The sequence below is a fragment of the Deinococcus terrestris genome (genome assembly GCF_009377345.1).
Classification (GTDB): domain Bacteria; phylum Deinococcota; class Deinococci; order Deinococcales; family Deinococcaceae; genus Deinococcus; species Deinococcus terrestris.
This window is the reverse complement of the sequence record NZ_WBSL01000001.1, coordinates 844,732-866,934: the sequence shown is the minus strand read 5'-3', so window position 1 is coordinate 866,934 and position 22,203 is coordinate 844,732. Positions and strand designations below refer to the sequence as shown.

The window sequence follows — 22,203 nt, the reverse complement described above, 5'->3', positions numbered from 1 at the left end:
GCCCGGCTCAGCGCAGGGGCCGCAATCTATCCGGTAGGGTCCCGCCCCGGACCCAGCCTCGGACGACCTCCGCGAAGAGGTCGGGCTGCTCCAGATTCCAGACGTGGCCCACGCCCGGCACCTGCCACGCGGGAGCCGTTTGCAACTGCCGGGCCAGCCGCGCGGCCCCGGTGCGGGCCGGGCGCGTTTCCAGAGCGCCGACGAGCACCAGCGTCCGGACGAGGGAGGGCTCGGGCGGGGCGAGGCTCACCATCAGCCGGACGAGGTCGGCCTGCCACGCGGGGGCCAGGGTGGGGGCGAGGGCCTCCCGCACCCAGGGCTGCTCGGCCTCTGGAATCCGGAACTGCCGCAGCGCCAGCCCCAGCGCCGGGCCGGGCGGCAGCGGGAGCCGGGCTGCCCACGCCATCAGCCGCGCCTGACCGGGACTGAGCGGTCCCACCGTTCCCGACACCAGCAGCGACTGAACCTGTGCCGGGTGCCGCCGCGCCAGTTCCAGGGCCAGCGCCCCGCCCATCGAATGCCCGACGATGTGGGCGGGGCGGCCTGTCAGCACGTCCAGCGCCGTTTGCAGCGCCCCTTCCAGCGTCAGTCGTTCGCCCCGGCGGGTGCCGTGGCCGGGGAGGTCGGGGGTCAGCAGCCCGAACTCGGGCAGGCGCTCGCGCAGCCCCCGCCATTGCCGGGCGTCCAGCCCACCCCCATGCAGGCACAGGATGCGGGTCAGGCCCGCCACCAGTCCTCGAAGGGAGTCACGGGTGTGGTGCGCTTGTGTCGGGTGTTCAGGTACAGCCGCTCTAGCCGCGCGGCAACGTCCTCCGGCACCTCGCGGCCCTCCAGATAAGCGTCGATCTGCCCGTAGGTCACGCCCAGCGCCGCCTCGTCGGGGAGGCCGGGGCGGTCGTCTTCGAGGTCGGCGGTGGGCACCTTGCGCCAGGTGGCCTCGGGAGCGCCGAGGTGGGCGAGAAGCTGCGCTCCCTGCCGCTTGGTCAGGCCCGTCAGGGGCGTGAGGTCCACGCCGCCGTCGCCGTACTTGGTGAAAAAGCCCGTCAGCGCCTCTGCCGCGTGGTCGGTCCCCACGACCAGCAGGCCCTCCTGCCCGGCGAGCGCGTACTGGGCGACCATCCGCTCGCGGGCCTTGATGTTCCCGCGCACGAAGTCCCGCAGGGGTTGACCCAGCGCGTCGGCGGCGGCCTGGGCCGAGGCATCCGCCGCCGCCTTGATGTTCACCGTCACCGTGCGGTCGGGCTGGATAAAGTCCAGCGCCGCCTGCGCGTCCGCCTCGTCCGCTTGAACGCCATAGGGCAGCCGCACCGCGAGGAAGGTGGCCTCGCCGCCCTCCGCCTGCACCCGCCCGGCGGCAAGCTGGCACAGCCGCCCGGCTAGGGTGCTGTCCTGCCCTCCGCTGATGCCGAGAACATACCCGCGTGTGCCGGTGGCCCGCAGGTAGTCCGCGAGAAAGGCCACGCGGCGCTCCACCTCGGCGGCGGGGTCGATCTCGGGGAGGACGTGAAGCTCGCGGCGGATCTGGTCGCGGAGGGTGGGCATGGGAATAGGGTAAGGGGCCAGGAGCTGAGGTCGGTTGGTCTCCACTTCAGACGTGCCGGGTTGCGGGGCAGGAGGTCAGGTGTGACCACGGTATAGATGAGCCCCCGCGAACTTCGGCCCCATCCTGACCTCCCGCCCCGTACACTCCTCAGGCGATGACCTCCTCTGCCCGGCCGATTTCCCTAGACGACGCCGTGGACCGTCTTGGCCTCGGTCCCTTTCAGTGGCGGCTGCTCGCCATCTGCGGGCTGACCTGGGCGGCCGACGCGATGGAGGTGCTGCTGATGGGCTTCGCCCTGCCGGGCATCTCGGCGGCCTTTGGGCTGGAGCGCGGCTCGGCGGACGCGACCCTGCTGCTCACGGCGACCTTCGCGGGGATGTTCGTCGGGGCGCTGTTCTGGGGCTGGCTGGCAGACCGGATCGGGCGGCGGGCGGTCTTCCTGACGACGGTGGCGCTGGGCGTGGTCTTCGGGCTGGCGGGGGCCTTTGCGCCGTCGGTGGCGTGGCTGCTGGTGGCCCGCTTCCTGACCGGTTTTGCCATAGGGGGAACCCTCCCGGTGGATTACGCGATGATGGCCGAGTTCGTGCCGACCCCGTGGCGGGGGCGCTTTCTGGTGTATCTGGAGAGCTTCTGGGCGGTGGGCACGGTCATGGTGGCGGGGCTGGCGTGGTACCTCAGCACCGTCTTTGAACCCGCCGAGGCGTGGCGCTGGTTGCTCGGCCTCGCCGCGCTACCGGGGCTGATCGGGCTGGTGGCCCGGCTGGGGATTCCCGACTCGCCGCGCTCGCTGCTCGTGCGGGGAGAGGAGAGGGCGGCGCGGGCGGCGCTGGAGCGGGTGGCCCGAGCGAATGGAACCGCGTTGCCCGACGCCCCGCTGCAAGTCCCGCCCCCTGCGCCCCGCGTGACCCCGGCGGCCCTCTTCGCGGGGGCGCTGCGGCGGCGCACGGTGCTGCTGGCGCTAGTGTGGTTCGGCCTGAGCCTGGGCTATTACGGCATCTTCACCTGGCTGCCGTCGTACCTGCGGGCGGGGGGGCTGGACCTCGGCGCGGTGTACCGCACCACGCTGCTGCTTGCACTCGCACAGGTGCCGGGCTACCTGCTGTCGGCCTATCTGGTGGAGCGGGTGGGACGGCGAGGCACGCTGGCGGGCTTTCTGGGGGTGTCAGCGGTGGCGGCCTTCCTCTTCCTGCTGGCGGGGACGCCGGGCACGGTGCTGGGGACCTCGGCGCTGCTCTCCGCCGCGCTGCTGGGGGCGTGGGGGGCGCTGTACGCCTACACGCCGGAACTGTTCCCGACGCCGCTGCGGACGACCGGGATGGGCTTCGTGAGCGGCATGGCCCGCCTCGCCAGCCTGCTCTCGCCGTCGCTGGGGGCGCTGCTGCTGACCGGACAACTCGCGGTGGCGCTGGGCCTCTTCGCGGCCTGCTTCGCGCTTGCCGCCGTCTGCGCGTGGCTGATCGGCGTCGAGACACGCGGGCGGCAACTCTCGGAAGCCGCCATGCCGGAGAATGCGGCGTGACTCCCCCCAATCTGCCTGCCCCCAGCCTGCCCGCCCAGAGTCCGCTGTTCACCGACCTCTACCAGCTCACCATGATGCAGGGTTACTGGCACCACGGCCTGCACGCGCAGGAGGCCGTCTTCGACCTGTACTTCCGCAAGCTGCCCTTTCAGGGAGGGTTCGCGGTGTGGGCCGGGCTGGAGCCCGCGCTGGAGGGGCTGGAGGGCCTGCGTTTCTCGGAGGATGACCTCGCCTATCTGGAGGAGCTGGGGCAGTTTCGCCCCGCCTTTCTGGATGCCCTGCGCGGCTGGCGCTTCTCCGGGCGGGTGACCGCCTTCCGCGAGGGCAGCGTGGTCTTCCCGCACGAGCCGCTGCTGACCGTCCACGCGCTGCTGTGGGAGGCGCAGCTCGTGGAGACGGCGCTGCTGAACACGCTGAACTTTCAGACGTTGGTGGCGACGAAGGCCGCCCGCTGTGTCCTTGCTGCCGAGAGCAGCCGGTACGGAGGGCAGGTCGTCGAGTTCGGGGCACGGCGGGCGCAGGGTCCGGACGGCTCGCTGAGCGCGGCGCGGGCCGCCTTCGTGGGCGGGGCGGTGGGCACCTCCAACGTGGAGGCGGGGCGGCTCTACGGCCTGCCCGTCAGCGGGACGCACGCCCACGCCTGGGTGGAAAGCTTTCCCGACGAGCTGACCGCCTTTCGCGCCTACGCCGAGCTGTACCCGGACAGCACGGTGCTGCTGCTGGACACGGTGGACACCCTTCGCAGCGGCCTGCCCAACGCGCTGACGGTGGCCCGCGAATTGCGCGAGCGCGGCCATGAACTGCGCGGCGTGCGGCTCGACAGCGGCGACCTCGCCTACCTCTCGTGCCGGGTCAGGGGAGCCCTGGACGAGGCAGGCTTCCCCGAGGTGAAGATCGTCGCCAGCAACGACCTCTCCGAGTCGGTGATCGCCTCCATCATCGCGGAGGGCGGGCGCATTGACACCTACGGGGTAGGCACCCAGCTCGTCACGGCGGGCGGCGAGGGGGGTGGGGCGCTGGGCGGCGTCTTCAAGCTGGCGGCGCTGGACGGCGTGCCCAAGATGAAGCTGACCGGCGAACCCCGCAAGTCCAGCTTGCCTGGAGCAAAAGCGGTGTGGCGGGCGGTGGAGGCGGACGGGAGTTACGCCTTAGACGCGCTGACGCTGGGCGAGGCCCCTCGCCCCGGCGACCGGGTAAGCGACCCCACCAACCCGCTGCGCTTCTCGCGGCTGCCGGGCGGTCTGACGTGGCGCCCCGCCCGCGAGGTGGTGATGGAGGGGGGACGGCGGACCCTGGCGCCCGAGGGTCTGCCCGACCTCCAGGCCCGCGCCCGCGCCGACCTCGCCCGGCTTCCGGCGGGAACGCGGCGCATGCTCAACCCGCACCTTTACCGGGTCGGCCTGGCGGACGACGTGGCCGCCCTGCGCGACCGGGTGGCCGAGGAGCTGCGGGGCCACATCCAGCCATGACCGCCGGGGCCGTCTATGTGGGCCGCTTCCAGCCACCCCACGCGGCGCACCTGGCGAGTATCCGGCACGCGCTGGCCCACGCCGACCACCTCCTCGTGCTGCTGGGGAGCGCCAACCTCGCCCGCTCGGTGAAGAACCCCTTCAGCGCTGCCGAGCGGGCGCGGATGCTGCGCGGGGCGCTGCGTGAGGTCGGTGCGGACCTGCGCCGCGTCACCTTCCGCCCCCTACCCGACCGCTTCGACGCGGACCTGTGGGCGGCGGACGTGCGGCGAGAGGCAGCGGCGGTCTTTGGCGAGGGTACCCCCGTCTCCCTGGTCGGCTTTGAAAAGGACGCCAGCACCGCCTACCTGCGCTGGTTTCCCGGCTGGGGCCGCCTGCCCGTGCCGGAGGTGCCCGGCCTGAACGCGACCGACCTGCGGGCGGCCTATTTCACCGGGCGCCCGTTGCCAGACGGGGTGCCAGAGGCGGTGCGCGTGTTCCTCGCCCAGTTTGCGGAGAAGCCCGCCTATAACCGCTTATGCATGGAATGGGAGGCGGTAGAGGCCGCCCGCGCCGCCCTGCCCCCCGGCGCCCACCTACACGAGAAACGCTGGCTGCATGTGGAGGAGGGAAAGGTCTGGCTTCACACCCGCCGCGACCCCATCGGCCTCGGCCTGTGGGAGCTGCCGGGGAGGGTGCTGCCGCTGGGCGAGATTGCAGCGGGTGGGCACGAGTTCGCCCATCCCGCCCGCGCCCTCGTCGCGCCGACGACCGCGCATGTGTACCGGGAAGCCGTGCCCGCCGCGTTTCCCGCCCGTCCGGTGCCCCTCGCGCTGGCCCTGCGAGCTCCGCGCCGTTTTCACGAGGACCATCACGCGATCTTCATGCGGCTGCTGGCAGGGGCTGCCGCCTCATCCAGTCCGGGCTGAGGCGCTTATTCCCCGTTGACTGGACCGGGAGACCCCGGCCCTTCACCGGAGGAAGTCCCATGACCCACGACGACACTGCTGCTGCCCCCGCCCCCCTGAACCGCCGCGCCGCCCTGGGCACCCTGGGCAAATTCGGCCTGGGTGCCGCCGCCTTCGGCCTCGCGGGAGGCTCGGTGCTGGCCGCGCCCGCGAAGAACATTGACGTGGATGTGCTCAACTTCGCGCTCAATCTGGAATACCTGGAAGCCGCCTTCTACCTCGCCGCCGTGGGCCGCATTAACGAGCTGCGGGCCATCGGGGGCGGCGCCGAGATCCGGCTGCCCGCCAGCCTGGACCGCACGCGCGGGATGCAGTTCCGGGACAGCAACGTGCAGGCCCTGGCCCGCTCCATTGCGGAAGACGAGTTCCAGCACGTCAAGTTCCTGTATGGGGCACTGGGCAAGGCCGCCGCGCCGCGTCCGGTGCTGGACCTCTCGGGAGCGTTTGACGCGGCGGGCCAGGCGGCCAGCGGTGGGGCAATCAAGGGCTTTAACCCCTACGCGAACGACCTGTTCTTCCTCCACGGCGCCTTTATCTTCGAGGATGTGGGCGTGACGGCCTACACGGGCGCGGCCCCGCTCATCACCAACCCGGCCTACCTTCAGGCGGCGGCGGGCATCCTGGCGGTGGAGGCCTACCACGGCGGTGCGGTGCGCTCCATGCTGTACGGGCAGCGGCAGGTCAGCGCGGCGGCGGGGCTGTACGTGGGGCAGGTCGTGCAGGCGATCAGCAATCTGCGCGGCAAGGTGGGCGGCGGCAAGGACGCGGGCCTCAGCGACGCGCGGGGCAACGCCGTCTTCGCCCCCGCGGGCGCCGGAGCGGTGGGCTACGGCCGCAGCACCCGCGAGGTGCTGAATATCGTGTACCTGGCCCCCGGAGCGCGGCGCGGCGGGTTCTACCCCAACGGGTTGAACGGCAGCATCAAGTAAGGCGAGAGGTCAGGAGGAAGGGGGGCCGCTTCCCGGTGGGGGCGGTTCCTTTTTGGTTGAACTCATGCTTCCGGATTCAGGTCGTGCAGCAGCAGGCCGGGGGTTTGGATGGGCCACCGTGCCGCGACACGCCCGCGCTTCAGCACGAACGCCCCACCGACCATTCCCGCCCCCAGGCTATTCACGGCCAGGGTGACGGGGGCGGCCCCGGCGAGGGCTTCGGCGTACACCTGCGGTTCGTCTTGCCAGGCCACTGCGTCGGGCGCGTCCTCGTCAAATCCACGGGCGAAGGGAAGCAGCAACAGGTCCGGTTGGGCCGCCCGTGCCAGGGCGACGGCTTCCGGCGAGAAGGCGTCGCCGCACAGCAAGAAGGCGACCCGGCCAAAGGGCGTCGGCGCGGTGGGCACGGCCGTCCCCTCCCGGTAAGCCGGACCAGCGTCCGGCCAGCGCCAGCCGGGGCTGAGGCGGCGGAAGTGCAGCCGCGTCTCGCCCTGCGGGTCCAGCAGGAGCGCCGCGTCGTACAGGGCGTCTCCGTCCCGCTCCAGCAGTCCGAACGCCAACCATATTCCGTATCTGTAGGCCACCTCACGGAGCCGGACAAGCTCCGGACCACGCACCTCCAACGCAAGAGGGCGGTCCGTGTCGGCGTCGCGCCCGGTGTGCGCCCAGCCTGTCAGGGCCGTTTCCGCGAAGACGGCGAGGCTGGCCCCCGCCAGGGCCGCGTCCTGGACCGCCGCCTCTATCCGGCCCAGATTCCCTGCCAGATCAGGGGCGGTTGGGAAAACGACTAGCGCGGCCTTCACACCTGCCGTGCGGTGAGACGCTCTCCCAACGCCGCCCTCACCCCCTGCACCGGCGTCAACCGCCCTGCCAGCACCTCCCCCCGAAGCTCGCGCAGCCGCACCGGGTCCACCCCTGCCTGAAACGCCCGCCACGCCGCCTCGAGCAGCAGGTCGTCAAACCACGCGCCCGTCTGCTCGCGGCGCCTCGCGGGGATGTCCACCGTCTCCCGGTACGCTCCCACCGCCGCCCACAACTCGGGAATACCCGCGCCCGTCGCCGCCGACGCTTGCAGGGCATGGGGCCGCCAGGAGGCACCGCGCGGGGTCAGCAGCCTCAGGGCCGCCGTCAGCTCCGTCTGGGCACGGGTGGCGGCTTTGGGGTCCGTGTCCGCCTTGTTCACCACGCACAGGTCGGCGAGTTCCATGATTCCGCGCTTGATGCCCTGAAGCTCGTCCCCGGCGTTGGGCAGCGTCAGCAATACAAACAGGTCAGTCATCGCGGCGACCTGCGTCTCGCTCTGGCCCACGCCCACCGTCTCGACAAGCACCACGTCGTATCCGGCGGCCTCGCACAGCAGGATCGCCTCGCGGGTGCGCCGGGCCACGCCCCCCAGGGTGCCCCGGCTGGGGCTGGGGCGGATATAGGCGTGCGGGTGAACGGTGAGCCGGGGCATCCGGGTCTTGTCGCCCATGATGGAGCCGCCCGTGCGGGCGCTGGAGGGGTCCACCGCGAGAACGGCGACCCGGTGCCCCCCGTCCGTCAGGTGCAGCCCCAGGGCCTCGATCAGCGTGCTCTTGCCCACCCCCGGCACCCCGGTCAGGCCCACCCGGATGGAGCGCCCGGTGTGCGGCAGCAGTTCGGAGAGGAGCGCCTGAGCCTGCGCCTCATGGTCTGGCCGGGTGGATTCGGTCAGGGTGATCGCGCGGGCCAGGGCGCGGCGGTCGCCCGCGAGGAGGGGAGCGGCGAGGGGATGCTCAGGCATGGGGCACCCTCAGCATCTCGCGTCCCTCGGCAGGGGGCGGATGAAGCTGCGCAGCGGTGTGGTCACCCCGGCGCGGCGATACCCCGTCTCGCGGATCAGGCGGCCCCGCGCGTCGAACACGCTGCGCACGTCCAGCAGCCGCCCGGCAAAGCCGCTGAAGTCTACCCGCACCCCTGTCAGGCGTCCGGCGCGGTCGTAACTCTGGCGCACCACCAGCGTGTTGTCCGGGTAGCGGTGCCCGTGCGTTAGAAAGCGCACCCACCCGGCGCGGTCCACGGTGAGCCGCACGTCCCCCACCGTGCAGGTCCGCAGGTCGCCCACCGTCACCGTGCGGGCGGCGGGAAGGCTTGGAATCGGGGGCAGGCGGGCAGGCTGCGCGACGGCTAGGGGCGCGAGGCAGAGCAGGGAGAGGAGCAGGCGCTTCATGGGGTCAGGTACGGGCCGACCCCGCGACGGGTTGCTCCTCCCGCCCCCGCAGCAGCCCCAGCACCTCCCGCGCCGAATGCAGGATGGGCGTCCCCGGCCCGAAGATGCCTGCTACCCCCGCCGCCCGTAGCTCGGCGTAATCCTGCTGAGGAATCACGCCGCCCGCCACGACGAGGATGTCCCCGGCGCCCTGCTCCCGCAGCGCCGCGATGAGTTGCGGAATCAAGGTCTTGTGCCCGGCCGCCTGGCTGCTCACCCCGATGACATGCACGTCGTTTTCCACCGCCTGCCGCGCGGCTTCCTCCGGCGTCTGGAAGAGGGGACCGACATCCACGTCGAAGCCCAGGTCAGCAAAGCCCGTGGCGATGACCTTCGCGCCCCGGTCGTGCCCGTCCTGGCCCATCTTGACCACGAGGATTCGGGGGCGGCGGCCCTCGGCTTCCGCGAAGGCTTCGATCTCGCCTTGCAGGGCCGCGAAGCCCTCGTCCCCCTCGTAGCCCTGCGCGTAGACGCCGGAGAGGGTACGGACCTCGGCCTGGTGGCGGCCCCAGACCCGCTCCAGCGCGTCGCTGACCTCGCCCACGGTGGCGCGGGCACGCATCGCCTCCACGCTGAGGGCCAGCAGGTTGCCCTCGCCCGTGCGGGCGGCGTCCTCCAGCGCGGCGAGGGCGGCCCGCACCGCTTCGCCGTCGCGCTCCGCCTTGACGCGCTCCAGCCGGGCAAGCTGCGACCCACGCACGGCGGCGTTGTCGATGTCCAGCACGTCCACATGCGTCTCGACGGTTGGGCGGTACTTGTTCACGCCCACGATCACGTCCTCGCCCCGGTCGATGCGGGCCTGCTTGCGGGCCGCCGACTCCTCGATCCGCAGCTTGGGCACGCCCGACTCGATGGCCTTTGCCATCCCGCCGAGTTCCTCGACCTCGCGCATCAGCTCGCGGGCCTTGTCGGCCAAGTCATGGGTCAGCCGCTCCATCAGGTACGAGCCGCCCCAGGGGTCCACGACGTGCGGAATGCCCGTCTCCTCCTGAATGATGAGCTGCGTGTTCCGCGCGATGCGGGCCGAGAAGTCGGTGGGCAGGCCGATGGCCTCGTCAAAGGCGTTGGTGTGCAGGCTCTGGGTACCGCCGAAGACCGCCGCCATCGCCTCCACCGCCGTGCGGACCACGTTGTTGTAGGGGTCCTGCTCGGTGAGGCTCCACCCCGAAGTCTGGCAGTGGGTCCGCAGGGCGCGGCTCATCGGGTTTGTCGGCCCGAACTGCCCCATGATCTCCGACCACAGCAGCCGGGCGGCCCGCAGCTTGGCGACCTCGGTGTAGAAGTTCATGCCGATGGCGAAGAAAAAGGAGAGCCGGGGCGCGAACTCGTCCACGCTGAGGCCTTTTGCCAGCGCCGCCCGCACGTATTCCAGCCCGTCCGCCAGCGTGTAGGCCAGTTCCAGCGCGGCGTTCGCCCCGGCCTCCTGAAGGTGATAGCCGGAGATCGAGATGGAGTTGAACTTCGGCATCTCCCGCGCCGTGTACGCGATGATGTCGGCCACCACCCGCATGGACGGGGTGGGCGGGTAAATGTAGGTGTTCCGCACCATGAACTCTTTGAGAATGTCGTTCTGGATGGTGCCCGAAAGCCCGGCACGGGGCACGCCCTGCTCCTCGCCCGCCACGATAAAGGCGGCCAGCACGGGCAGCACGGCGCCGTTCATGGTCATGGACACCGACATTTCCGCCAGCGGAATGCCGTCGAAGAGGATTTTCATGTCCTCGACGCTGTCAATCGCTACGCCCGCCTTGCCCACGTCGCCCACCACGCGCGGGTGGTCGGAGTCGTAGCCCCGGTGGGTGGCGAGGTCGAAGGCAACGCTGAGGCCCTTTTGCCCGGCGGCGAGGTTGCGGCGGTAGAAGGCGTTGGATTCCTCGGCGGTGGAGAAGCCCGCGTACTGCCGGATGGTCCAGGGACGGGCCGCGTACATGGTGGCGCGGGGACCCCGGATAAAAGGGGGCAGGCCGGGCAGCGTGTCGGTGGGCAGGCCCTGCGTGTCGGCGGCGGTGTACAGCGGCTTGAGGATCAGGCCTTCCGGCGTGGCGCGGTTCAAGGTCTCCGGCTCAGCGCCGCGCAGGTCCTTTTGCGCGAGGGCCTTCCAGGCGGAGAGGTCGGTGGGTGCGGTCATGGGCGGGCCTCCAGGGGCGAGAGGGAAGGGAATATCCTTGCCCGCATCATGCCACCGGGACGGGCCGGAGGGCAGGCCGCCCGACCCAGCCTGTCCCACCATGAGAACCGTTAGCATGGCCGGGTGACCGTTCCCGCCCGCCCCGTCAAGCTCGCCCCCAGCCTCCTGTCCTGCGACTTCACCCGCCTGGGCGAGGAGTTGCAGGCCATCGCGGACGCCGACTGGGCGCACGTGGACGTGATGGACGGGCGCTTCGTGCCCAACATCTCCTTCGGGGTTCCGATCCTGGCGGCGGCGCGGCGGGCATCCTCCCTCTTTATGGACGTGCACCTGATGATTGAGCAGCCCGAGCGCTACCTGCGCGACTTCGCGGATGCCGGGGCCGACGGCATCACCGTCCACGTGGAGGCCACCCGGCATATCCACCGCGCTGTGGGGGCGATCCGCGAGCTGGGCAAGCGGGCGGGGGTGACCCTCAACCCCGGCACCCCGCTGGAGGCCGCGCGCCCGGTGCTGGCCGACGTGGATCTCGTGCTGGTCATGAGCGTGAATCCCGGCTTCGGCGGCCAGAAGTTCATTCCGGCAAGCGTGGAGCGCGTCCGCACCCTGCGCGGCTGGCTGGACGAGCTGGGCAGCGACGCCGAGCTTCAGGTCGACGGCGGCGTCACGCCCGCCAATGCCCGCCTGCTGGCCGACGCCGGGGCGACCTGCCTGGTCGCGGGCAGCAGCGTGTTCGGGCCGGACGGGGCGGCGGCGGGAGTGGCGCGGTTGCGGGAGGCCCTCGCTTGAGGCTGCGTGCCGACCTGCTGCCCCACGGCGCCTACTCCGACGTGGTGCTCGTCGTGGACGTGCTGCGGGCGACCACCACCGCCGTGACCTATCTGGAGCGTGGGGCGGAGGCGCTGCTGCTCACGGCCACCCCGGAGGTCGCGCTCGCGCAGCGGGGAGAGGGGATCGTGCTGGCAGGTGAGCGCGGCGGTTGGCCCATCCCCGGCTTTGACCTCGGCAACAGCCCGGCGGAGGCGGCCACCCAGACCTTCGCGGGCCAGTCGGTCGTGATGAACACCACCAACGGCACCGCCGCCGCCCATATCGCCGCCGCCAGCGGCAAGCACGTCCTCCTCGCAGCGCTGACCAACGCCCACGCCGCCGCCCGCCGCGCCCGCGCCCTGGCAACCGAGGAAATCGCCATCGTGTGCGCGGGCACCGACGGACGGGTGGGTCTGGAGGACGTGTACGCCGCTGGCGTGCTCGCCGAGTACCTGCTGGCGATGGGCGACTTCACCACCGACGACGGCGCCCGCATCGCCCTGACGGTGCGCCGCAGCTCCGGCAATCCAGCGGAAGTGCTGGCGGGAAGCGGGCACGGCGTCTATCTGGGGGGCATCGGGCTGGAGGAAGACGTGCGCTATGCCGCGCAGGTCAGTGTGAGCACGGTGGTTCCGGTGCTGGACCCGGCGGGCGAAGTGGGCGACGTGCTGCGGTTCGTGGCGGGCTAGGGTTCAGCCCTTCTGCACGACGCAGAAGCGGTTGCCGTCCGGGTCGGCCAGGACGACATAATCCGCGTCCGCCTCGTATTGCCACTCCACCCGCACGGCCCCCAGCCCCAGCAGGCGCTCCACCTCCGCCGCCGCGTCGGTCGCGTACAGGTCAAGGTGATGCCGCCTCGCCTGGGGTGAGGTGACCCGTTTCAGGGCGAGCTGCACCCCCTGAGCCTTCGCGGGGCACCAACACTCTCCAGTCGTCGTCCGGTTCGTCGCGGGGGCGGTAGTCCAGCGCCTGGGTCCAGAAGAGCAGGGCGCGGGGAAGGTCCCGCACGCCCCAGACCACCGAGCCAATCCGCAGCATGGGGTGCAGTCTAGCCTTCTGGTCGGCTCCGGCCCGCTACCCTGTTCCCCATGACCGTGACCGACCTCCAGCTTCCCGCCGTGACGCCGACCGAGTCGGTGGACTGGGCGGCGATTCCTAGCCCTACCTTCGTCCTCGACGAGACGCGGCTGCGGCGTAACGTCTCGCTGATCTCGCACGTGCAGCGGGAGAGCGGCGCCCAGATCATCGTCGCCTTCAAGGGCTTTGCCATGTGGAGCACCTTCGGGCTGCTGCGCGAGTACGGCATCACCGGGGCGACCGCCAGCAGCCTGAACGAGGCGATCCTGGCGAGCGAGGAGATGCAGGGCGAGGTCCACGTCTACGCCCCCGCCTACTCCGACGAGGATTTCCCCCGCATTCTGGAACTGGCCGACCACCTCGTCTTCAACTCCTTTTCCCAGTGGGAGCGCTTTCGCCCGCAGGTCGAGGCGGCGCGGGCGGCGGGCAAGCAGCTTCACGTCGGCATCCGGGTCAACCCCGAATACGCCGAGGTGGAGACCGACCTCTACAACCCCGCCGGGCCGTTCTCGCGCCTGGGGGTGACCCGCCGCGAGTTCCGCGAGGACCTGCTGGAGGGCATCGACGGCCTGCACTTCCACACGCTCTGCGAAAAGGACTCCGACACGCTGGAGCGCACGCTGGAGGTCGTCGAGCGCAACTTCGGCGAGTTCCTGCCCCGAATGAAATGGGTCAACTTCGGGGGCGGTCACCTGATGACCCGTGAGGGCTACGACATAGACCGCCTGATCCGGGTGGTGCGCCAGTTCCGCGAGAGGTGGGGCGTCCACGTGATCCTCGAACCCGGCTCCGCCTTCGGGTGGCAGACGGGCTGGCTGGTGAGCAGCGTGCTCGACGTGGTGCACAACGTCAAGGACATTGCCCTGCTGGACATCTCGGTCAGCGCCCACATGCCCGACGTGCTGGAGATGCCCTACCGCCCCCGCATCCTGGGCGCGGGCGACCCCCCGCAGGACGAGCACCGCGAGGCCACCGAGACGGGGGGCGGCCACCCCTACCTGATCGGCGGCACGACCTGCCTCGCCGGGGACGTGGTGGGCGAGTACGTCTTTGACCGGCCCCTGTTGGTCGGCGACCGGGTGGTCTTTGACGACATGATTCACTACACGATGGTCAAGACAACCTTCTTCAATGGCGTCAAGCACCCCGATATTGGCATCCTGCATGCGGACGGGCGCTACGAGCGGGTCAAGACCTTCGGCTACGAGGAGTTCAAGGCCAAGCTGAGCTGAGCAGGCGGAAAGGCGAGCGCCCCCACCACTTCCGGTCGGGGGCGCGTTCGCCTGCTGGATTCCCGCTGAGACGGTCCTTCTGAATGGGGGGGCTTCGGAACGTGCGCGGGCAAGGGAACGGGGCTCACCGCCCCTGGCCGTGCGGCCTATTCGGACCCGGCCCGCCGCACTGGTCTGGCGGGGGACGCGGGAGAAAAGCAGCCGGGGATGGGGCGGGTGAGACCAGTCACCCCCGGCGCGGGGTGGGATTACTTGCGGTACACCTTGACCACGCCGTTCACGGTGCGGAGGGTGCCGCCCTCAAAGTCTGCGGCCCAGGCGCCGCTGAGCAGGTACTGGTCACGGGTGGGGAAGCCCAGGAACGACCCCGAGCCGCCCAGCCCCTGGTAGGTCTTCAGGATGGCCCCTTGCAGCCAGAAGGTGCCGTATTTCTCGCTGGAGTACAGCGCCCCGTTCTGGAAGTAGCCGTACAGCCCAGTCGTGCCGTAGGGGTTGCGCGGAATGACCTTCTCATCGGCCGCCGCCCAGCCCAGGCGTGAGGGCGGACGGGTGCCGCCGTTCTCGGCCTGCGCGAGGGCGAGGTAACGCTCCAGAATGCGCCCATGCACCGCGTAGGCGCGGCTGGAGCCGTTCGCGTGCAGCAGCACGGCGTCGCCGTAGGCCGCCACGCCCCGGAACTTCTGCCACAGCCCGTCGCCCCAGGGCACGGCGTAGGTCGTTGCCTGGCCCAGCGACTCCGGCCCCTTGAGGCGGGCATACGCCTCCACCATCGCCGTGTCAAAGGAGCCGTCGCGCTTCTCGCCGGGTTGAATCTGTGTCACGGGCTGGGAGGGCATGGGCTGGACGGAAACGGGCGGCGTGGGTACGGGTTGAACGGGGGCCGGAGCGGGCTGGACGGGGGTCTCGGTCACCGTGCCCGTCGCGCCTCCCTGCGCCGCGTTCCCCACCCGAAAGGTCACCACGTCGGTCACCCAACTGTTGGCGGGAAGGGGCCTCACCACGATGCTCAGCGCCCGCGCGAGGTTGTCCTGCCCGCGCACCTGCACCTGCGCGAAGCCCTCGCCCTCCACGAAGCGGGCCACGTCGTTCAGGTTCAGCGGCTGCGTGCTCGCCAGCGCCAGCAGGCGGTCTTGCCCGTTCGGTCCGCCCACCGTCAGCGTGTAGCTGGCGTTGCGACCGGGAAAGGTGCGGTTGGTGTTCGCCCGGACGAAGTTGTTCTCCTCGTAGGCATTCGGGAAGAAGAGGTCAATCTGCCCGTTCGCATTCACGTTGAACAGGTAGACGTAGGCGTCACGGTTGGTCTTGACGCCGATGGTGATGCGCTCGCCCCGGCGGTAGACCGGGTTGCGGGTGCCGCTGGCGTCCTTGTTGACCCACACCTGCACGTCCAGGCTGGGCTGCGAGGGGTTGACGATGATGCTCTGGGCGCTGAGGCGGGGTTCGGCGGCGCCCGCCGTCCCCAGCAGGGCGGAGAGGGTCAGGGCAGCAGTCAGGGAATGGCGCATGGGTGAAACCTCCAGGGACGAACTTGAACTTCGATGCGGCGCAGCGTAGGGGCCGAAGCTGACGAGGCACTGATATGGAAAGCCGCCGCAGGGATTTCTGAAGGTCCAGTCAAGCCAGCCTCCTTCCCTGCGGCTCCCATGAGGCGGGCCTGACGGGTGGCTGACGTGCTACCCTTAGTTCGGTACTTGGCGAATAAACGAATATGCCCCCTCAAGCCCTGGAGGTTCCCATGCGACTCGCCCGACTGCTGCCCCTGACCGCTGCTCTGCTCTCTGTCCCCGCCCTGGCCGCCAGCCGCGAGGTGACGCTGGAGGTGCCGGGCGCCCGGCTGGCCGCCACCCTCCAGACCCCGGACGGCCCGCAGCACGCCCGGCCGCCCGTCGCGCTGATCCTGGCGGGGAGCGGCCCCACCGACCGCAACGGGGACAACCCGCTGTCGGGGCCGGGGGGCACCTACCGCAAGCTGGCCGCGAACCTCGCTGCGCGGGGCATCGCCACCCTGCGGCCCGACAAGCGGGGCATTGGGGCGAGCACGCCCGCCGACCCGCGTGAGGAGGCGCTGACCTTCGAGGACTACGTGAACGACGCGCGGGCGTGGCTGACGTGGCTGAGCCAGCAGCCCGACCTCGGCCCGGTCGCGGTGATCGGGCACAGCGAGGGGGGGACGGTGGCGCTGGCGGCCGTGCAGGGGCAGACCCCGGCGCGGGCTGTCGTCCTGCTCTCCGCCCCCGGCGAGGACATCGGCACCACCATTCGCCGACAGATCGGGCAAAATCCGGCCAACCCGCCCGCGCTGGTGGAGGAGACGAACCGCATTCTGGACGCCTTAGGCCGGGGCGAGCGCGTGGCGGAGGTTTCGCCCGTGCTGGCCTCCGTCTTCCGCCCTAGCGTGCAGCCGTACCTGATCAGCAGCCTGCGCTACGACCCGCAGCGCCTGATCGCCTCGCGGAACCTCCCCACCCTGATCGTGCAGGGGGACCGCGACCTTCAGGTGCGCCCGGAGGACGCCCGTCTGCTGGCCGCTGCGCAGCCTGCCGCCCGGACGCACCTTGCCCGTGGGGTGAACCACGTCCTCGTGCCCGCGCCACTGGACCCGGCGGGCAACCTCGCCCGTTACGGGGACGCCGAGCTGCCGCTGGAGCGCGGCGTGGTGACGGCCGTGGTGGAGTTCCTGCGTGGGGCGCTGCGGTAGCGGGCCGGGGGAGGGAAGGGCACCATGCCCCTGAGTCGCGTGGACGAGGTCTTCCGTGCCCTGGCTGATCCCACCCGCCGCGCCATCCTGCGCGAGTTGCGCGGTGGGGAGCGCACGGCGGGCGAGCTGGCCCGGCTCTTTCCGGTGACCAAAAGCACCCTCAGCGGCCACTTCGCGGTCCTCAAGGCCGCCGATCTGGTCTGGACCGAGAAGCGCGGCACGCAGGTCATCTACCGTCTGAACACGACCGTCTTTCAGGAGGTGGTGGCCGACCTGCTGGACCTGTTCGGCCCGGCGGGAAAGGAGACAGACCATGAGCAAAAGCCGGGTTGATCCCCTGTTGGTGGCGGGGGCTGTGGTCGCGCTGGCGCTCCTAGCGTTGGCCTGGACGCGCCTGCCGGGGAGCGAGCGGCCGATCCTGCTGCCGCTGAGCGTCTCGTCGCTGGCCCTGGGCGGGCTGGTCGCGCTGCTCGGCGGCCTGGAGCGCGAGCACCGCCCGGTCGCGGACGCCACCGCGCAGGCACTGGTGCTGCAAGCGGGGGTCGCGGCGGCCGCACTTGCCTTCGGGTGGGACCTGATGCGGGCGCTGACGGTCGCCGTCGGGCTAGGCCTGGTAGTCACTGGAAACGCGACCGCCCGCGCCCGGCCGGGGCTGTGGTTCGGCTTCCGCACCCGCTGGACGCTGCTGTCCGAGCGGGCGTGGTACGCCACCCAGCGGGAAGCGGCGCGGGCGCTGGTCACCGTGGGGCTGGTCTACGCGGCGTTCGCGGCCCTGACTCCGGCGGCGCTGCTGGTGCCGTGGGTCATTCCGGTCGGATTGGTGGTGCTTCTTCTGCCCGTTGTGGTAGGTCTGCACCGCCTGTCCTACCGCGAATACCTCGCCGACTCCGAACGGCGGCCAGCGGTGGCGGGGGCGCGGCAGCACCTCCCGGCCTACTCCGCCTCCGAGCGGGTGCTGCTGGGGGTGGCGGTGGGCTTGCCGCTGCTCTCGCTCGCTGCGCTCCTTATCCTGCTGCCTTCCCTGCCCGAGCAGGTGCCTCTGCACTTCAACGCGGCGGGCGAGGCCGACCGCTTCGGCTCGCCGCTGGAACTGCTGACCCTCCCGCTTATAGGGCTGGGGCTGACGGCACTGCTGTGGGCCTCCTCCCGTTTTGGCAGCGCGACCCCGGCCCAGCGGCACGTCACGCTGGTGATGGCGGCGCTGGGCGGCGCGTTCGTGGCTCCGCTTGCCCTGGGAAGTACGGGCAGCATGCACGTCACGCTGGGAGCCGCCCACGCCCTGATGCTCGTGGTCCTGGCCCTCGCCTTCGCCCTCCCCGGCCCGGATGGGAAGCGGCGGGTGCGGGCAGCGTGGGTCTGCGGCGGGCTCGCGCTGGCCCTGGTTCCCTTGCTGCTGTTCCTGCCGCCGCGCGGGGCCGAGGCGGTCGGCGGCCTGCTCCTCGTCTTCGGCGGAATGATGTTCCTGGCCCCGATGTTCGTCTTCGGCGTGCCGATGAACACGGGGTGGCCGCAAAGGAAGCCGGAGTCTGAGTCCTGATGCCCCTTCCCCCCGCTCTCTGTCCGGAGCGGGCTTCTCCTGATCCCTCCAGCGAGGGGGTGATGCCGCCTACAGCAGCCCCGTCCCCCACAGCACCAGCGGCCCCAGCACCAGCGCGGGCAGCAGGCTCCCGACCCTCACCCGGCGGTCTTCCCAGCCCAGGCCCGCCAGCATCAGGTTCCACGAGATGCCCACGATGATCAGCCCACCCATCCCCGTGATCAGCAGGACGTAGGGGTTGGTCTTCAGGACCTCCGGGTCCGCGCCCCCCAGCAGCCCGGCGGCGAAGGCCCCCGCCGCGAGGCTGATCCCGCCTTGCAGCGCGAGGACCGTCAGGGCGCTGAAGCCCACGCCGATCCCATACGCCCCCGCCAGCGCCAGCGCCGCGATACCGTCCAGCGTGCTTTTGAGGACATAGGTGGCGTTGTCGCCCGTCAGCCCATTTTGCAGTCCGCCCACGACCGTCATCGGCCCGATGCAAAACAGCAGGCTGGCCGCGACGAAGCCCTCCGTAAAGCGGCCCCCACCCCGGAAACGCCGTTTCAAGGTTTCCCCCAGCCGGGTCAGCCCCTCCTCGATGCCCAGCGCTTCCCCGATCACCGCGCCCCCCGCCAGGCTGATCAGCGCGAGAATCACCCCCGGAATCGGCCCACCTGACACCCGGTTCAGCTCGCCCGCCATGTCCAGCGCGATAAAGAGGGTGACCAGCGACAGCGTTTGCAGCAGGGTGCGCTGGGTGCGCTCGGGCAATCGGCCGCCCAGCAGCAGGCCGACTAGGGTCCCGGCGAGGACAGCGCCGACGTTGATCAGGGTGCCGGACAGTTGGCTCAGCAGGCTCATCGGCGTGCAGCGTAGCGCGGTGAGGGCGGGGCCTGAGGTCGTCTTCACAATTGACCGCACGCTGACAGGGGGCGTGGTACGCTCCGGGCACCTTGAACAGCCTGCGCGTCCTGCCCGTGCCTGTGCCCCGCCTCCCCGGTGGAGGAGTGCCCGGCGCCCGGCTTGCCGCGCATCAACTTGAACGTCTTGGGGCTGCCTGCGGGCGGCCCCGCGTGTTTTAGGGAGGTTTGCCTTGACGCTTGCCGAACAGTTCCAGACGATGCCCAAGCTCCTGAAGGTCCGCGAGGTTGCCGACTACACCGGCACCCATGAACGCACCGTCCGCCGCTGGATCCGCGACGGCCGCCTCGGTGCCGTCGAGCACCCCGAGGGCCTGCGCGTGCCCCGACGTTCCCTGTGGCGTTTCCTGGGGCTGGATATGGCGCTGAGCGCCTGAGCCGTTCGCTGCTCTACCTCCCAGAGGGCCGTATCCTGGCCCGGTATGGATGCCGCTTCCCTCGCCGCCGCACTGAACCAGGGTGAGGCCGAGGCCCGGCGCCTCCTGAAATCGTCCCCAGAAACCTCCGCTGAACGGGCCGCTGCCCTCGCGCTCCAGCATGGACGGCCCCGACTCGCGCTGGCCTGGGGCCATGAACCGTTGACCCGCGCGGCGGCCCATCTGCGTCTGGGCGAGGTGGAGGAGGCTCGGCGTGAACTCGCCCCCCTGCCTGACACCGCCCGCCCCGCCCTGCTGCGTGCCCGCGCCGCATCGTTAGCTGGGGAACTGGAGGCCGAAGCCCTTGCCACCCACGCCCGCCTCCTTGCTCGGCAGGAGGGAGACGCCGGGGCGCTGACCGCCGCCGCAACCCTGCTGGGAGAGCTGTCCCTCCCTACCGACCCCCGCCTCAGCCTGCGGACTCTCGCCGAGGGACTGAAGATCGCCGAGTTGACCGGCCAGGAGGCCGACGCGCACCTCCTCGCCGTTCTTGCCCACGCGCAGCGGGCTTTGGGGGCCGGGCCGAAAGCGGAGCGCACCGCCGGGAAAGCCTTGGACCGCGCCGCCCCCCGCAGCCCCGCCCGCGTCCTCGCCCTCCTCGCGCTGGGTCGGTCAGAGGAGGCCGAGGCGCAGGCGGGAGAGCTGGCGCCCGGCTGGTGGCATCCCTTCAGGCGCTAGGCAGCTCCTCCCCACACCGCTTGCAGAACCGGGCATCGGGGTCGTGCCCCTCCAGGCCGCAGCGGGGGCACACGCGGGGGGTCAGGCGCCGGTCTTGCGTTCCCTGGGCGCGGGCGAGGCTCACGGTCACGATGCCGGTCGGCACCGCCAGAATCCCGTAGCCCAGGATCATGGCGAGCGAGGCCAGCCCCTTGCCCAGCGGCGTCTTGGGCGCGATGTCGCCGTAGCCCACGGTGGTCAGCGTGACGATGGCCCAGTAGATGCTGGTGGGAATGCTGGTAAAGCCGTTCGCCGGTCCCTCGATCAGGTACATCAGCGCCCCGATGATGGTGACCAGCGTCAGTACCGTCACCAGAAACACCGTGATCTTGGCGGCGCTCGCCCGGATCGCCTCGGTGAGCACGCTGGCCTCCGAGAGGTAGCGGGCCAGTTTGAGAATGCGGAAGATGCGCAGCAGCCGCAGCACCCGCACGATCAGCAGGGTCTCGGCGCCGGGCACGAACAGCGCGAGGTACCCCGGCAGGATGGAGAGCAGGTCCACCAGCCCGAAAAACGAGCGGGCGTAATTCCAGGGATGCCGCGCCGTGACCAGCCGCAGCAGGTACTCCAGCGAGAACAGCAGCGTGAGGACCCACTCGACCTGCTTGAGAGCGGGGCCATACGCCGCCCGGAAGGGGCGCACGCTGTCGAGCATGACCACCCCGATGCTGGTGACGATCAGCACGATCAGCACCAGATCAAAGGCCCGCCCCGCCGGAGTGTCGTTGTTGAAGACGACGTTGCCGAGCGCGACCCGCCACCCGGCGCGGCGGTCGCCGGGGGGCCGGGTCATCCCGCCACCACGTCCAGCCGCGCCAGCCCGCGAATCACGAAGCCGCCCACGTATTCGGGTTCGGCGCCGGGACTCGCCAGCCGCAGCCCCGGATACGCCCGCACCAGCGCCCGCAGGCTCAGGGCCAGTTCCAGCCGCGCCAGCGGTGCTCCCAGGCAGTAGTGCAGCCCCAGCCCGAAGGTGAGGTGCGGGTTGGGGTCGCGCGTCAGGTCCAGGGTGTCGGGACGCTCAAAGCGCCGCCCGTCGCGGTTGCCGCTCGCGTACAGCAGCCCCACCTTCTCGCCGGGGCGCAGGGCCGCGCCGCAGACCTCCAACTCCTCCAGCGCGTACCGCTCGAAGAGGGGCAGCGGCGTGTCATACCGCAGCAGCTCCTCCACCGCCATGCGGAAGAGGGGGAGGCTGTCTTCCCGCCTGACAGCGGCCACCAGCGTCTCCCACTGTTCCCGGTGCCGCATCAACGCGAGCACGCCCGCCGACAGCCCGTTCACGCTGGCCTCGTGCCCGGCGTTCAGCAGCAGGATGCAGGTGTTAATGAGTTCCTGCTCGGTCAGGCGGTCGCCCTCCTGCTCGGCCTGCACGAGCGCGGTGATGAGGTCGTCCTGCGGCTCCCCCCGCCGCACCCGCGCCAGCTCGCGCAGCAGCGCCCCGAAGTCGCGCACCGCCCGCTCGGCTTCTTCCTGATCGGCCCGCGTGTAGGTCGGCTCGTACAGCCGCACGATGGCCGCCGACCAGGGCCGAAGCTGATGCCGCTCGGACTCCGGCACGCCCAACAGCTCGGCAATGACCGTTACGGGCAGCGGCTCGGCGTAGGCCGACACGAGGTCAAAGCCGCCCGCCCCGCTCAGGGTCGCCAGTTGCCGGGAGAGCAACGCCTCGATGCGTGGCCCCAGCGCCTCCACCCGCCGAGGCGTGAAGGCCAGCCCCACCAGCGAGCGCAGCCGGGTGTGCTTGGGCGGCTCGGAGTCCAGCAGGTGGTTGGTGTTGAAGGCGTCGAAGGTCGCCTGCGCGGGGTCGGGCGGCGGCCAGCCCAGCTCGTCGCGCGAGTAGCGGTGCAGCACCGAGCGCCCGAAGCGGCGGTCGCGCAGGGTGGCGGCGATCTCGGCGTGCCGGGTCAGAAAGACCCGCCCCAGCGCCGGGTCATAGAAGGCCGGAGTCGCCGCCCGCACCTCCGAGAGCCAGGGATAGGGGTCGCGCACAAAGTCGGGGTCGGTCAGCGGCAGCGTGACTTCGGGGAGGGCCTCGGCGGGCGGCTGGGACAT

General features: G+C 71.1%; 23 protein-coding genes. 12 read left to right on the top strand and 11 right to left on the bottom strand.

Features of this window, described 5'->3' with window-relative positions; translation table 11 throughout:
* Positions 1-7: 7 nt before the first annotated feature.
* Complete coding sequence (locus F8S09_RS04285; protein WP_194165209.1) at positions 8-730, bottom strand: alpha/beta fold hydrolase; 723 nt, start codon at positions 728-730, stop codon at positions 8-10.
* Positions 718-1,542, bottom strand: a complete 825-nt coding sequence (gene nadE / locus F8S09_RS04280) for an ammonia-dependent NAD(+) synthetase (RefSeq protein WP_194165208.1) — start codon at positions 1,540-1,542, stop codon at positions 718-720. The genes F8S09_RS04285 and nadE overlap by 13 nt, the downstream gene beginning before the upstream one ends.
* Before the next feature lie 155 nt (positions 1,543-1,697).
* Here nadE and F8S09_RS04275 point away from each other — a divergent pair, with 155 nt between their 5' ends.
* From F8S09_RS04275 to F8S09_RS04260, 4 genes are read left to right on the top strand one after another with little or no spacing between them, the layout of a single operon-like run.
* Entirely contained in the window at positions 1,698-3,062 is a 1,365-nt protein-coding gene (locus tag F8S09_RS04275) for an MFS transporter (RefSeq protein WP_152869187.1), read from the top strand.
* A 26-nt stretch (positions 3,063-3,088) separates the two neighbouring features.
* On the top strand, positions 3,089-4,531 hold the full coding sequence (locus F8S09_RS04270) for a nicotinate phosphoribosyltransferase (RefSeq protein WP_152870101.1): 1,443 nt from the start codon (positions 3,089-3,091) through the stop codon (positions 4,529-4,531).
* Positions 4,528-5,439 carry an adenylyltransferase/cytidyltransferase family protein gene (locus tag F8S09_RS04265; RefSeq protein WP_152869185.1) on the top strand — a complete coding sequence of 304 codons (912 nt, stop codon included), beginning with the start codon at positions 4,528-4,530 and terminating at the stop codon, positions 5,437-5,439. The genes F8S09_RS04270 and F8S09_RS04265 overlap by 4 nt, the downstream gene beginning before the upstream one ends.
* 59 nt (positions 5,440-5,498) lie before the next feature.
* Positions 5,499-6,407 carry a ferritin-like domain-containing protein gene (locus F8S09_RS04260; protein WP_152869183.1) on the top strand — a complete coding sequence of 303 codons (909 nt, stop codon included), beginning with the start codon at positions 5,499-5,501 and terminating at the stop codon, positions 6,405-6,407.
* A gap of 62 nt (positions 6,408-6,469) precedes the next feature.
* Here the strand turns inward: F8S09_RS04260 and F8S09_RS04255 are convergent, their stop codons facing one another.
* The 4 genes from F8S09_RS04255 to scpA are packed head-to-tail and all read right to left on the bottom strand — an operon-like array spanning position 6,470 to position 10,765.
* Positions 6,470-7,210: a carbon-nitrogen hydrolase family protein gene (locus F8S09_RS04255; RefSeq protein WP_152869181.1), complete on the bottom strand. Its 741-nt coding sequence runs from the start codon at positions 7,208-7,210 to the stop codon at positions 6,470-6,472.
* The gene (gene meaB, locus F8S09_RS04250; RefSeq protein WP_194165207.1) at positions 7,207-8,172 is read right to left on the bottom strand and encodes a methylmalonyl Co-A mutase-associated GTPase MeaB; all 966 of its coding nucleotides are present in this window, start codon (positions 8,170-8,172) and stop codon (positions 7,207-7,209) included. Before meaB ends, F8S09_RS04255 begins: the two co-directional genes overlap by 4 nt.
* A 9-nt stretch (positions 8,173-8,181) precedes the next feature.
* A complete protein-coding gene (locus F8S09_RS04245) occupies positions 8,182-8,598 on the bottom strand; it encodes a hypothetical protein (protein ID WP_152869180.1) in 417 nt (138 codons plus the stop codon).
* A 4-nt stretch (positions 8,599-8,602) separates the two neighbouring features.
* A complete protein-coding gene (scpA, locus tag F8S09_RS04240; protein ID WP_152869178.1) occupies positions 8,603-10,765 on the bottom strand; it encodes a methylmalonyl-CoA mutase in 2,163 nt (720 codons plus the stop codon).
* Positions 10,766-10,888: 123 nt separating this feature from the next.
* Here scpA and rpe point away from each other — a divergent pair, with 123 nt between their 5' ends.
* Both rpe and F8S09_RS04230 read left to right on the top strand, forming a co-directional pair.
* Entirely contained in the window at positions 10,889-11,554 is a 666-nt protein-coding gene (gene rpe / locus F8S09_RS04235) for a ribulose-phosphate 3-epimerase (RefSeq protein WP_322618518.1), read from the top strand.
* On the top strand, positions 11,551-12,264 hold the full coding sequence (locus F8S09_RS04230) for a 2-phosphosulfolactate phosphatase (RefSeq protein WP_152869175.1): 714 nt from the start codon (positions 11,551-11,553) through the stop codon (positions 12,262-12,264). Before rpe ends, F8S09_RS04230 begins: the two co-directional genes overlap by 4 nt.
* Before the next feature lie 3 nt (positions 12,265-12,267).
* Here F8S09_RS04230 and F8S09_RS18245 read toward each other — a convergent pair whose 3' ends face one another.
* Positions 12,268-12,471, bottom strand: coding sequence for a VOC family protein (locus F8S09_RS18245; protein ID WP_322618517.1), 204 nt, complete (start codon positions 12,469-12,471; stop codon positions 12,268-12,270).
* Between the two features lie 192 nt (positions 12,472-12,663).
* Between F8S09_RS18245 and nspC the strand changes: the two genes are divergently transcribed.
* Positions 12,664-13,884, top strand: coding sequence for a carboxynorspermidine decarboxylase (nspC, locus tag F8S09_RS04220; RefSeq protein ID WP_152869173.1), 1,221 nt, complete (start codon positions 12,664-12,666; stop codon positions 13,882-13,884).
* Between the two features lie 248 nt (positions 13,885-14,132).
* On the opposite strand, the gene F8S09_RS04215 is transcribed toward nspC, so the two are convergent.
* On the bottom strand, positions 14,133-15,389 hold the full coding sequence (locus F8S09_RS04215) for a DUF4384 domain-containing protein (protein WP_152869171.1): 1,257 nt from the start codon (positions 15,387-15,389) through the stop codon (positions 14,133-14,135).
* A 230-nt stretch (positions 15,390-15,619) separates the two neighbouring features.
* Here F8S09_RS04215 and F8S09_RS04210 point away from each other — a divergent pair, with 230 nt between their 5' ends.
* From F8S09_RS04210 to F8S09_RS04200, 3 genes are read left to right on the top strand one after another with little or no spacing between them, the layout of a single operon-like run.
* On the top strand, positions 15,620-16,582 hold the full coding sequence (locus F8S09_RS04210) for an alpha/beta hydrolase (RefSeq protein ID WP_152869169.1): 963 nt from the start codon (positions 15,620-15,622) through the stop codon (positions 16,580-16,582).
* Between the two features lie 24 nt (positions 16,583-16,606).
* Positions 16,607-16,915 (top strand): autorepressor SdpR family transcription factor, encoded by a 309-nt coding sequence (locus F8S09_RS04205; protein WP_152869167.1) that lies wholly within the window; start codon positions 16,607-16,609, stop codon positions 16,913-16,915.
* Positions 16,896-18,119: a DUF1648 domain-containing protein gene (locus F8S09_RS04200; protein ID WP_152869165.1), complete on the top strand. Its 1,224-nt coding sequence runs from the start codon at positions 16,896-16,898 to the stop codon at positions 18,117-18,119. The genes F8S09_RS04205 and F8S09_RS04200 overlap by 20 nt, the downstream gene beginning before the upstream one ends.
* Before the next feature lie 69 nt (positions 18,120-18,188).
* Here the strand turns inward: F8S09_RS04200 and F8S09_RS04195 are convergent, their stop codons facing one another.
* Positions 18,189-18,959, bottom strand: coding sequence for a DUF554 domain-containing protein (locus tag F8S09_RS04195; protein ID WP_152869163.1), 771 nt, complete (start codon positions 18,957-18,959; stop codon positions 18,189-18,191).
* Positions 18,960-19,191: 232 nt separating this feature from the next.
* On the opposite strand from F8S09_RS04195, the gene F8S09_RS04190 reads away from it, so the two are divergent.
* On the top strand, positions 19,192-19,395 hold the full coding sequence (locus tag F8S09_RS04190) for a helix-turn-helix domain-containing protein (protein ID WP_152869161.1): 204 nt from the start codon (positions 19,192-19,194) through the stop codon (positions 19,393-19,395).
* Positions 19,396-19,440: 45 nt separating this feature from the next.
* A complete protein-coding gene (locus F8S09_RS04185) occupies positions 19,441-20,112 on the top strand; it encodes a tetratricopeptide repeat protein (RefSeq protein WP_227978442.1) in 672 nt (223 codons plus the stop codon).
* Here the strand turns inward: F8S09_RS04185 and F8S09_RS04180 are convergent.
* Positions 20,102-20,944, bottom strand: a complete 843-nt coding sequence (locus F8S09_RS04180; protein WP_152869159.1) for an ion transporter — start codon at positions 20,942-20,944, stop codon at positions 20,102-20,104. The genes F8S09_RS04185 and F8S09_RS04180 overlap by 11 nt on opposite strands.
* Positions 20,941-22,203: a cytochrome P450 gene (locus F8S09_RS04175; RefSeq protein ID WP_152869157.1), complete on the bottom strand. Its 1,263-nt coding sequence runs from the start codon at positions 22,201-22,203 to the stop codon at positions 20,941-20,943. The genes F8S09_RS04180 and F8S09_RS04175 overlap by 4 nt, the downstream gene beginning before the upstream one ends.